A 10,955-nucleotide genomic window follows, 5' to 3' on the forward strand; every position below is an offset into this window, starting at 1 on the left:
TCAAAGTCAGTCAACAAGAACCGGGCTGTGGCACGCCCCTATACCCAGACCCTGGAAGGCAAGAAGCTGTATGCGACTTGGATGGAACCCGACTCGCCGGAACAAGAACGTTGGCACCAAGGCGCATGGTCATGGGTCCGACAACAAGTTGACCATTCCTGGTTCATGGCGCGAGTGGAAGTTTTTCTATGAAAAGCTGAATTCGTACGTGATAGTTCCCCGAACCATTGGTACACGTGAACTACGCTTTTTCGTCGAACCAACGCGGCCCGATTGGTTTTATCCATGCACAGTAGATGACGTCTGCGCTGTTCTGTCTCATTGCCGCCCTGAAGCACTGACCTCGTTTGACTTCATTGTCCTGCGTCAGCCCACACGCAAGCAGCGCATCTTGAGCCCAGTCTGGGGGCGAGCCATCTTTTCCTTCGACATAGACAAGCACAGTGGGCCGGCCATCGTGATCGAGGCACAGAACCTCGGTTCGTTCGAGTGGCACCGTTCGGTCGACCCGGAGGATGCTCGCGAACTCGATCGACTGCGCCAGGATGGGCACAATGTTCACAACACACGCAGGGGAATCGAAATCCGGGTAACGCCTGACTCGCTGCGCAACACCGTTCTGTATCGCACGCTTCTTCACGAAATTGGTCACCATGTTGACTACGAGCGGTGCTCCGAAGACGAATGGGACGGCAAGACGAGGATGGTGAAGGAGGACTACGCGCACAGGTATGCGCGGGAACTGAAGACACTTCTGTCGAGCCAGGGCAAGTTGCCGTTCGATCCCATCATCAGTGACGATTCTCTTCAAGCGGACGGGCTCGCGCGTGAGTGGTTCTGCCTGCCATGAAGCGCTGCTTCGTGGCATGACCTCATTCAGCCGCCCGGCATTTCATGGCGATCCATTGCCAGAAGGACTGGTCGCATACCCAAGCCGTCAATGGCAGTGCCCTACCGTACAAAAGTGGCTTCAACAAACGAGGCCTCCTTTATTGATCCGACCCGGTGAAGTCTTAAGGTCCGTTCAGGCTGAGCTTGTCGAAGCCTTCGCCTCAGGCATTGCACGAGCCCTTCGACAGGCTCAGGGCGAACGGTTGATACTTCACCGGGCCGGATCCAGACATCTTACTGAGTTCTTTCATGCAAGCACTTCCGCGCACCTTTGAAACCGAACGCCTCATTGCGCGGCTACCCCGCGCTGCTGATGCGGCGCTCCTGTTTGCCTCGTACACCAGCGACCCCAAGGTTGGCCGCTATCTGATGTGGACGCCGCATCAGTCAGTGGCTGAGACGGAGCGCTTCATCAGCGACTGCATCGCGGCGGTAGAGGCTGGCACGCGCTTTCCCTATGTGCTCGCCACCAGGGAGCAGCCGAACGATCCCATCGGCATGCTGGAGGCACGGGCATCGCAGCACACCGTTGATCTCGGGTATGTTTTGGCGCCCAAATACTGGGGGCAGGGATTGATGCCTGAAGCGGTTCGCGGCCTCACCGAATGGGCGTTGTCCCAGGAGCGGTTCTACAGGGTTCAGGCGTTTTGCGACGTGGAGAACAAGGCTTCGCAGCGGACCTTGGAGAAAGCAGGGTTTGCGCAAGAGGGTCGACACGAACGGTATGTCGTGCATCCGAATCTGAGCCCGGAACCCCGTGCGTGTTACATGTACGGGCGCTGCCGATAGGAGCAAGCTCGGCCGGCACCACCCGCCATTTCAAAGATCCGTCCGCAACCGCCAAATCTCAGGGAACAGCACCACGTCCAGCATCTTGCGCAGATAGCTCACACCGCCCGTGCCGCCGGTGCCGCGCTTGAAGCCAATTACGCGTTCGACCGTGGTCACGTGGCGGAAGCGCCAGAGGCGGAAGGCGTCTTCGAGGTCGGTGAGTTCTTCGCCCAGCTGGTACAGGTCCCAGTGGTCCTTGGGGTTTCGGTAGACCGTCAGCCAGGCCTGTTCCACTGCATCGCTGGCTTCGTAGGGTTTGGTCCAGTCGCGCTGCGTGTGGCTCTCAGGCATGGCCAAGCCACGGCGGGCCAGCAGGCGCAGGGCTTCGTCGTACAGCGATGGTGCTTCATACGCGGCCTGTACCACGGCCAACCGCTCGGGGCTGTGGGCATGGGGCTTGAGCATGGCGGCGTTCTTGTTGCCCATGGCGAATTCGATGCAGCGGTACTGGTGGCTCTGGAAACCGCTGGACTGCGCCAGGTAGGGGCGCAGTGCGCTGTATTCGGGTGGCGTCATGGTGGCGAGCACGTCCCAGGCGTGCACCAGTTGTTCCATGATCTTGCTCACACGCGCCAGCATCTTGAACGCGGGTTGCAGTTCGTCCGACGCGATGTGTGCGATGGCCGCTTTCAGCTCGTGCAGCATGAGCTTCATCCAGAGTTCGCTGGTCTGGTGCTGGATGATGAACAGCATCTCGTCGTGCGCGGGCGAGAGCGGTTTCTGAGCACCCAGAATCGCGTCGAGCTGCAGGTAGTCGCCGTAGCTCATGTCGCGGCTGAAGTCGAGCTGTGCGCCTTCTTCACGCACGATGTCTTCGGGTTTGTTGGGGGAAGGGTGATGGGGGCACATGATCAGGTCACCGCATGTTTTTTGTTGAACTCCGGGCGCTGCCATTCGCCGCTTTCCAGCACCTGGCGCAGGTGTTCCACAGCGTTCCAGACGTCTTCAAAGCCGATGTAGAGCGGCGTGAAGCCGAACCGCAGGATGTCCTTGTGTCGGTCGCCATCGCCGGCACGGTAGTCGCCGATCACGCCGCGGGCGATCAGGGCTTGCACGATGGCGTAGGCGCCTTCGTCCCTGGTCAGGCAGACCTGAGAGCCGCGCTGCGCATGGTCGCGCGGGGTAGCCAGTCCAAGGCCTTGTGCTGCGCAGCGCTCTTCGACCAATGAGATGAACAGGTCGGTCAGTGCAAGCGATTTGGTGCGCAGCGCGGCCATGCCACCGTGTGCGTCGGCCGCCAGCAGCGTGTCCACCCCGCAGTCCAGCGCAGCAAGGCTGATGATGGGCTGTGTGCCGCACTGGTAGCGCGTGATGCCCGCTGCAGGACGGTAGTCGGGTGTGAATTCGAAGGGGGTGGCGTGGCCCCACCAGCCGGCCAGAGGTTGCCAGAAACGGTCGGTGTGCAGCGGATTCACCCAGACGAAAGCGGGTGCGCCCGGGCCGCCGTTGAGGTACTTGTAGCCGCAGCCCACCGCGAAGTCGGCCTTGGCGGCCATGAGGTCCACCGGCACCGCGCCCGCGCTGTGTGCCAGGTCCCACACGGTTAGGATGCCTTCGGCGTGTGCGGCAGCGGTCACGGCGGCCATGTCGTGCATGGCGCCGGTGCGGTAGTTCACATGGGTGAGCATCAGGATGGCCACATTCGCAGTGAGCGAGGCGGAAATGTCTTCCGGTTCCACCAGCACGATTTCCATGCCGTGCTGTTGGCAGAGGGCTTCGGCGATGTAGAGGTCGGTCGGGAAGTTGCTGCGCTCGCTCACGATCTGCTTGCGCTGCGGCGCGTCGGCAGCGGCGATGTTCATGGCGGCGCTCAGCACCTTGAACAGGTTGATCGAGGTGCTGTCGGTGGCCACCACCTCATTCGCTCCGGCTCCGATGAGGCGGGCGATCTTGTTGCCCACCTGCTGCGGCATGGCGAACCAGCCGTTCTTGTTCCAGCTTTGAATGAGATCGGTGCCCCATTCACGGGCCACGGTGTCGGCCACGCGGGCCGGTGTGGCGGCGGGCATCACGCCCAGCGAATTGCCGTCGAGGTAAATGGTGTTGGCGGGGATGTTGAAGAGTTTGCGCAGGGCGCGCAGCGGGTCTTGCGCGTCGAGGGCGATGCAGTCTTGTTTCGTGGTCATGTTTTCATTTCTCTGGAAATCAGAGCGATCGAAGGACCGCGCGCACCGGGCTGGCATCGGCGGTGGTGAGCTTCAGGGGCAGGGCGATGAGTTCGTAGTCGCCTTCGGGCACGTCGTCGAGCAGCAGGTTCTCCAGCACGCGCAGGCCGCGCTGGCGAATCACCTGGTGGCTCTCCAGCGTCTTGCTGTCGGCGGGGTCGATGCTGGCGCTGTCGATGCCGATCAGTTTCACGCCCCGGTCGGCCAGTAGCGTAACGGTCTCGGGCGCGAAGGCGGGCAGAGCGTTGTCGAACTGGTCTTTGGGCATCTGCTCATACACCCGAAGCAGGACTCTGGAAGGCAGTCCGTCCATCGCGTGTGCAATGTGTTCGGGTTTCACCAGCGGACCGCAGCCAATGGCATGGATCACACGACAGGGGCCGATAAACGCGTCCAGGTCGACCGCGCCGATGGCTGCACCTTCGGAGTCGTAGTGCAGCGGTGCATCGGCGTGGGCGCCCACATGGGGCGAGAGCGTGATGGCGCTCACGTTGACCGGGCAGCCGGGGCCGATGCTGGCCACCCACTGCTGGCTGTAGGCGGTGTCACCCGGAAAAACGGGTGATGTCGCTTGAACGGGGGGTGAGATGTCCCAAAGCTTTTTCATGGTGCAGTGAAGGTAGCACCAGCAAAAAACCCATGGTGTCGGTATTTTCCAACGGCCTGAAAAAATACTTCAGGTCTAAACGAATAACCGCTAAGCCAGAGGCGGCAAGCGCGCCACCAGCATCTTCAGGGCCCGGTCACTGGACACGTCGGCGAAGACCAACGGGTTGGGCAGGCGCTGCAACACCTCCAGCTCGGGCGCTTCTGCAGCAAGCAGGTCATGCAGAAATTGCTCGGGGATTTCTGGCGCGTTCAGGCAGAGCAAGGCATGGCCGCCGGGGCGCAGCAAATCGGGCAGGCGGCGGATCAGTCGGGCGTAGTCCTTGGTCGCCACGAAGCTGCCCTTCTGGTAGCTGGGCGGGTCCGCGATCACCAGGCCGTAGGGCCCCATGCGGTTGACCTTGCCCCAGGTGCTGAACAGGTCGTGGGCGAGGAACTTGGCGCCGCTGAGGATGCCGTTGAGCTGGTGGTTCTGCTGGCCGGTGGTCAGCGCGGGTTGGGCCATGTCGAGGTTGATCACCTCTTTCGCGCCGCCTTGCAGCGCCGCCACCGAAAACGCGCAGGTGTAGGCGAACAGGTTGAGCACCTTGTGGCCCTGCGCGTGCGCGCGCACCCAGCGTCGCCCTTCGGCCATGTCCAGGAACAGGCCGTGGTTCTGACCGCGTTGCAGGTTCACCCGGTACTTGGCACCGTCTTCCGTGACCACGTGCGAATCGGGCACGGTACCTGTCAGCACCACCGCTTCGCTGCGGCCTTCATGTCGGGTCTGCAGCACGGCGTTCAGCGGCTCATCGCACGCGATCTGTGATTGCCGTGCCTGCAATGCAGCGGTCAACGCGGCCCGCTCTTCCGCCGTGGCCTCACCGAACTTGGTGATCAGCCACACGGGCGGGAAGGCGTCCAGTGCCCAGGCTTCACAACCCGGGTACAGACCACCCCGGCCGTGGAAGATGCGCTGGGCATCGGTGGGCATGGCCATCGTGGCGATGGCATCAAAGAGTGCTTGCATGGGGCGGTCAGTGGGAGGTCAAGGCCGGGCCGTCTGGGCGGCGTGCCCAGTGGATTCCAGCCAGTCGGTGAAAGCGGTCACACGCGAAGCTTCGCGCCCGGTCCGCACGGCAAAAGCGTAGCTGCCGGTGGGCACCGGTGGGGAGGGCAACTGCCTGAGGGTTTTGGCCGCCAGCATGTCGGCCACGAAGGGCAGGGGCAGTACGCCCACGCCCAGGCCTTGCACCACCGCTTGTATGGCCAGGATGGTGTTGTCAAACATCTGGACGGGGGGCAAGGCGGCTTCGTCCAGCCCCTGGTGCTCGCACCAGGCGGGCCACAGATCCGGACGCGAGCGCGCGGCAATGCGAGGCGTGCGCCGCAGGGCTGCATCGTTCCAGGGATGGTCCAGGGGCCATGCCCTGGGGCTGACCACCAGGGCCGCGTACTCCGTCAGAAAGGGCTCGGCCTGCAGGCCCGCCAACTCGGCATGATCGCGCCGCAAGAACACATCCACCGGCAGCGATTTATCTGCCGGGCCGTCGTCGGTTTGCACCTCGACCCTCAACGTCGGGTGGCGCTGCTGCAGCTTTGGCAGTTGGGGAATCAGCCAGTGCATGGCCAGCGTGACGCTGGTGTTGACCACCACGGCCCGGACACGCCGGTTCGTGGTGGGGCCCGACAGAATCTGCTGCAGCCCGTCCATGTGGCCACGGCTGCGGTGGAGCAGCTGCTCGCCTTCGCGTGTGAGGCTGGCCATGCTGCCGGGTTGCCGTTCGAGCAGGCGGCGCCCCAGGTGTACTTCGAGGCTCTTGATCTGGCGGCTGACCGCGCCGGGTGTGACGTTGAGCGATTCGGCGGCGGGCCGTATGCCGCCTCGCCGCGCCACTTCAATAAACACCTGCAGTGCATGCAGCGGTGTGGAGGCCATGCTGGTCTGGTGTTGATGAAAACTCAACACATGATCGCACAAAAGTGGTTTGCCTCCAGGGCAGGTGCTGGCCACACTCGGTCTCCATTCGGAATCTGCGGAGAGCACTGGACATGCGTGAAATCGATGGCTTGTATCTGATGATGGTGGTGCTGACCGTGGTCAGCCCGGGGCCTGGCCTGTTGATGACGCTGGACAATGCCTTGGTGCGGGGCTGGCGCGTGGCCATGCACGGTGTCTGTGGCCTGGCCCTGGGCGCTGCGCTGATGGCCTCGTTGTCGGTGCTGGGCTTGGGGGTGTTGGTGAATGCGAACGCGCTCTTGTTTGCCGCGCTCAAGCTGGCGGGCGCCGCCTACCTGCTGTACCTGGCCCATGGCGCCTGGAACCGCCACCGTTCGGCGAGTGGGCAGGCCCCCCGTGCCGATGGCGCGCGCACCTGGCCTGCCACCCCATTGCTGGGAAAGGGCTTCTGGCTGCAGACCAGCAACCCCAAGCCCATCCTCTTTTTTCTGACGGTCCTGCCCCAGGTGGCGCTGGACGGGGCGTCGCAGACCCTGTCTGTCTGGCGCACCGCTGGTGCCATCGTGGCCTATGCCCTGGTGCTGTTGATTGTTCATGGTTCTCTGGCTGCGGTCGCCACCCGTGCCCGGCCCTGGCTCACGTCCGACACCGCCACCCGGTTGCTCGGTCGCGCCAGCGCGGTGCTTTTTGTGTGCTTCGCCGGCTTGTTGCTGGCTTCGATAAGGTGAGTTGGCCGCTGCGGAGCGTTCAATCGGCCAGCGGTGGCAGACCGTGGCGACGACGCGCCTGGTTGCAGGCGTCGCTGCCTTCTTCAAACTCACGGCAAGGGTTGGGTCGCCATTCGTAGATGCCGCAGGTGGCTCTTTCGCCGACCTTGCCGGAGAGGGCGGCGCAGCGAGGGCGGCCGTGGTCGGTGCCGCGCATGCGACTGATGCTGTCGGTCACCGGTACCCACAGTCCATCGGGCACGTTGCCGCCTTCCGACTGGGTTTCAAACACCGAGAAGTCCACCCGAAAGCTGGCGCAGCAGGCGCCGCAGGAGGTGCAAACGCTCATGGTTGGGTCAGACTCAGGCGCTGCATGCGCGCCAGCAGCCGGTGGCGGATGAGTCCGCTCACGGGCCGAATCAGGTACCAGTACGGCAGGAAGCTCCGACGCAAGGATTCGGTCGGGCAGTGCACGCGGGTGCGCGTGACCAGTCGGCAACCATCGGTGTCAGGTTCCACGCAAACGTCAAGCACCAGTTTGGGCTCACCTTGCACCCGCTCGAAGGCCTGTGCATTGGCGGTGGGTACCAGTCCATAGTCCAGTCGCCAGAACTTGCCCACCAGGCCAAAGGCCACTTCGCAGCCCGGCACGGTACCCAATGGCGTGAAACTGTCGAAGCCAAAGACCTGTGCAGGTAATCGGGCGCCGCCAGCGCCCATGCGCTGCAGCATTCGGCCAGGCCATTCGCGCAACGCAATCGCCTTTTCGATCATCGGGTCTTTCGCTTGCAGAGCGGGCACCACAGCGTCGAAGGCCCGTTCGGCCAGGACGCCGGGCAGCCAGCGTTCGTGCCGCTCCTGAAACTGCCATTCAGGCAGAAAGTGCTCCATCAGGCCCATGCTGGTGGCAACGCCGTGTTCAGTTCAAGCGACCCAGCAGCAGATACTCCATCAGCGCCTTCTGGGCATGCATCCGGTTCTCAGCTTCATCCCACACCACGGATTGCGGGCCGTCAATCACTTCGGCACTCACTTCTTCACCGCGGTGGGCGGGCAGGCAGTGCATGAACAGCGCATCGGGCTTGGCCACGGCCATCATGGCTTCGTCCACGCACCACTGGGCGAAAGCGGCGCGGCGCACTTCGTTCTCTGCTTCGTAGCCCATGCTGGTCCACACGTCGGTGGTGACCAGGTCAGCGCCTTTGCAGGCCTCCTTCGGGTCCTTGAAAACCTTGTAGCAGCCGGGGTCGCTGATGCCCGCCAGCTTGGCGTCCACCTCGTAGCCGCTGGGCGTGCTCACGTGCACGGTGAAGCCCAGCAATTCGGCCGCTTGCAGCCAGGTGTTGGCCATGTTGTTGCCATCGCCCACCCAGGCCACCACCTTGCCTTTGAAAGCGTCCAACGGGTTGCCACTGGCCGCCGGGCGGTACTCAACCAGGGTGAACAGGTCGGCCAGAATCTGGCAGGGGTGGAATTCGTTGGTCAGGCCGTTGATGACCGGCACGCGCGAATGGGCGGCGAAGGCTTCGATCTTGCTCTGCTCGTAGGTGCGGATCATCACCAGGTCGACCATGCGGCTGATGACCTTGGCGCTGTCTTCAATGGGTTCGGCACGGCCCAGCTGGCTGTCGCCGGTGGTGAGGTGCACCACCGAGCCACCCAGCTGGTACATGCCGGCTTCGAAACTCACGCGGGTGCGGGTGCTCGCCTTTTCGAAGATCATGGCCAGCGTGCGGTCCGGGTCGGCAAACGGCTGGTGCTTCTCGAATGCCTTGAACCTGGCTTTGATGAAGGCCGCGCGGGTGAGCAGGTAGGCGTACTCGTCGGCGTTCAGGTCCTTGAACTGGAGGTAGTGGCGGATGTTCATGGCGTGCTCACTCTGCCAGGAAGGCGTGCACCAGCGGCAGCAGGATGGCTGCGATTTCGTCGGCCTCGGCGGTGCTCAAGATCAGCGGCGGCACGATGCGGATCACGCTGTCGGCGGTCACGCTGATCAGCAGGCCGGCGTCGGCCGCCCTCTGCGTGAGCACGCCGCAGGGCTTGTCCAGCTCCACGCCGATCATCAGGCCCTGACCGCGAATGTCCTTCACGCCCGGCTTGCCGGCCAGGCCAGCTTCGAACAAGCCGCGCAGGTGGGCGCCCACCCGCTCGGCGTTGGCCAGCAGGCCGTCTTCTTCCATGATGCGGATGGTTTCCACCCCGGCGCGCATGGCCAGCGGGTTGCCGCCAAAGGTGGTGCCGTGGTTGCCGGGGGCGAAGATCTTCGCCGCCTTGGGGCCGGCCACCACCGCGCCAATGGGCACGCCCGAGCCCAGGCCCTTGGCCAGCGGCATCACGTCGGGCTTGATGCCCGCCCACTGGTGGGCAAACCACTTGCCGGTGCGGCCCATGCCGCACTGCACCTCGTCGATCATCAGCAGCCAGTCCTGCGCATCGCACAGGGCGCGCACGTCTTTCAGGTACTGCGCGCGCATGGGATTCACACCGCCTTCGCCCTGAATGGTTTCAAAAAACACGGCCACCACGTTGGGGTTGCCGGCGGTGGCTTTCCTGAGGGCTTCGATGTCGTTCACCGGCACGCGGATGAAACCCTCGACCAGGGGGCCGAAACCCGCCTGGATCTTCGGGTTGCCGGTGGCCGACAGGGTGGCGATGCTGCGGCCGTGGAAAGCTTTTTCGTAGACCACGATTTCCGGGCGCTCGATGCCCTTGTCGTGCCCGTACTTGCGCGCGAGTTTCAGCGCTGCCTCATTGGCCTCCAGGCCGGTGCTGCAGAAAAAAACGTTGGTGAGGCCGGAGCGCTCCACCAGCAACTGCGCCAGCCGTTCCTGATCGGGCACGTGGTAGTAGTTGCAGCAGTGGATCATCTTGGCCACCTGGTCCTGCAGTGCGGGCACCAGCTTGGGGTGGCCGTGGCCCAGGGTGTTGACCGCGATGCCGGCCAGCGCGTCCAGGTACTGCTTGCCGTTCACGTCCCAGACGCGGCAGCCTCGCCCGTGCGACATCGCGATCGGCAGTCGGCCGTAAGTGTTCATCACGTGGGGCGAAGAGGCCAGGACTGGGGCGGCGGCATTCATGCGGGGACTCCGTAGGGATAGGGCCAAAAAGAAAGCGGCTCAACGCAGGTTGAGCCGTTGAAAAGCGATTCTAGGCGCAGCGGCGGGCATCATCGTTGCTTGTTTTGCATTGCAGTCATGTCGCACGGTGCGGCTCTGGCGCACCGCCTGAAGGGCGGGTTATCCCTGAGATCAAGTCTTATATAAGATAGAATACCGGGCGGCCAACCTGGCGAGCGATCCTCGCGCTGGTGCTGGCCATGTCCCCCTTTCTGGGCCCTCCACCCGCAGGTTTCCCCGATGGTTACTCCCACCGCCAAGCAAGTGTTCATTCAGGGCGTCACCCAGAGTGGCCGCACCTTCCGGCCCAGCGACTGGGCCGAACGACTGGCGGGCGTGATGAGTTCATTTCGCCCGGGTGGTGCACAGCCCGGCAGCCATCTGAGCTATTCGCCGTGGTGCGTGCCCAACACGATCAACGGGGTGAAGTGTGTGGTGGTGCACACCGACTTGCGCGACGCCGAACCCATGGCCTGGGACTTCGTGATGCACTTCGCGCGCGACAACGAGTTGCAGGTGGCCGAGGGCTGCCTGTTGCCAGAGAGATAAGCCCACCCCCGCGCCGCGCCTTCGGCGCGTCACCCCCTCAAAGGGGCGATACCAGTGGCCCGGCAAAGGTTCTATGGTTTGTTGTCAAGCGACTGGGGTATGCGTTGCGGATCAAACGGTTTGCCGGTGCGCCAAACGGCAAAGGCGATGC

13 protein-coding genes are annotated in these 10,955 nt (G+C 63.6%); 4 read left to right on the forward strand and 9 right to left on the reverse strand.

What is annotated here, in order from left to right; translation table 11 throughout:
• Window positions 1-70 precede the first annotated feature (70 nt).
• Together J2W49_RS16110 and J2W49_RS16115 are read left to right on the forward strand one after the other, a co-directional pair.
• Window positions 71-850, forward strand: a complete 780-nt coding sequence (locus J2W49_RS16110; RefSeq protein ID WP_310318293.1) for a hypothetical protein — start codon at window positions 71-73, stop codon at window positions 848-850.
• 290 nt (window positions 851-1,140) lie between these two features.
• Window positions 1,141-1,680, forward strand: coding sequence for a GNAT family N-acetyltransferase (locus J2W49_RS16115; protein ID WP_310318296.1), 540 nt, complete (start codon window positions 1,141-1,143; stop codon window positions 1,678-1,680).
• Between the two features lie 30 nt (window positions 1,681-1,710).
• On the opposite strand, the gene kynA is transcribed toward J2W49_RS16115, so the two are convergent.
• From kynA to J2W49_RS16140, 5 genes are all read right to left on the reverse strand, one after another.
• A complete protein-coding gene (gene kynA, locus J2W49_RS16120; RefSeq protein WP_310318299.1) occupies window positions 1,711-2,571 on the reverse strand; it encodes a tryptophan 2,3-dioxygenase in 861 nt (286 codons plus the stop codon).
• Between the two features lie 2 nt (window positions 2,572-2,573).
• A complete protein-coding gene (gene kynU, locus J2W49_RS16125; RefSeq protein WP_310318301.1) occupies window positions 2,574-3,848 on the reverse strand; it encodes a kynureninase in 1,275 nt (424 codons plus the stop codon).
• Window positions 3,849-3,867: 19 nt separating this feature from the next.
• Window positions 3,868-4,494 (reverse strand): arylformamidase, encoded by a 627-nt coding sequence (gene kynB, locus J2W49_RS16130; protein WP_310318304.1) that lies wholly within the window; start codon window positions 4,492-4,494, stop codon window positions 3,868-3,870.
• A gap of 90 nt (window positions 4,495-4,584) precedes the next feature.
• Window positions 4,585-5,502 carry a class I SAM-dependent methyltransferase gene (locus tag J2W49_RS16135; RefSeq protein WP_310318307.1) on the reverse strand — a complete coding sequence of 306 codons (918 nt, stop codon included), beginning with the start codon at window positions 5,500-5,502 and terminating at the stop codon, window positions 4,585-4,587.
• Between the two features lie 18 nt (window positions 5,503-5,520).
• On the reverse strand, window positions 5,521-6,411 hold the full coding sequence (locus J2W49_RS16140) for a LysR substrate-binding domain-containing protein (RefSeq protein WP_310318309.1): 891 nt from the start codon (window positions 6,409-6,411) through the stop codon (window positions 5,521-5,523).
• A 113-nt stretch (window positions 6,412-6,524) separates the two neighbouring features.
• Between J2W49_RS16140 and J2W49_RS16145 the strand changes: the two genes are divergently transcribed.
• Window positions 6,525-7,160, forward strand: coding sequence for a LysE family translocator (locus tag J2W49_RS16145; RefSeq protein WP_310318312.1), 636 nt, complete (start codon window positions 6,525-6,527; stop codon window positions 7,158-7,160).
• A gap of 19 nt (window positions 7,161-7,179) precedes the next feature.
• Here the strand turns inward: J2W49_RS16145 and J2W49_RS16150 are convergent, their stop codons facing one another.
• From J2W49_RS16150 to J2W49_RS16165, 4 genes are read right to left on the reverse strand one after another with little or no spacing between them, the layout of a single operon-like run.
• Entirely contained in the window at window positions 7,180-7,488 is a 309-nt protein-coding gene (locus J2W49_RS16150; RefSeq protein ID WP_310318315.1) for a YkgJ family cysteine cluster protein, read from the reverse strand.
• Window positions 7,485-8,030, reverse strand: a complete 546-nt coding sequence (locus J2W49_RS16155) for a hypothetical protein (protein ID WP_310318317.1) — start codon at window positions 8,028-8,030, stop codon at window positions 7,485-7,487. The genes J2W49_RS16150 and J2W49_RS16155 overlap by 4 nt, the downstream gene beginning before the upstream one ends.
• Before the next feature lie 28 nt (window positions 8,031-8,058).
• Window positions 8,059-9,006: an ornithine carbamoyltransferase gene (gene argF, locus J2W49_RS16160; RefSeq protein WP_310318319.1), complete on the reverse strand. Its 948-nt coding sequence runs from the start codon at window positions 9,004-9,006 to the stop codon at window positions 8,059-8,061.
• Window positions 9,007-9,013: 7 nt separating this feature from the next.
• Window positions 9,014-10,216: an aspartate aminotransferase family protein gene (locus tag J2W49_RS16165; RefSeq protein WP_310318321.1), complete on the reverse strand. Its 1,203-nt coding sequence runs from the start codon at window positions 10,214-10,216 to the stop codon at window positions 9,014-9,016.
• 279 nt (window positions 10,217-10,495) lie between these two features.
• On the opposite strand from J2W49_RS16165, the gene J2W49_RS16170 reads away from it, so the two are divergent.
• On the forward strand, window positions 10,496-10,804 hold the full coding sequence (locus J2W49_RS16170) for a DUF3579 domain-containing protein (RefSeq protein WP_310318324.1): 309 nt from the start codon (window positions 10,496-10,498) through the stop codon (window positions 10,802-10,804).
• The last annotated feature ends 151 nt before the right edge of the window (window positions 10,805-10,955 follow it).

Source organism: Hydrogenophaga palleronii, from assembly GCF_031457455.1.
Taxonomy (GTDB): Bacteria; Pseudomonadota; Gammaproteobacteria; order Burkholderiales; family Burkholderiaceae_C; genus Hydrogenophaga; species Hydrogenophaga palleronii_A.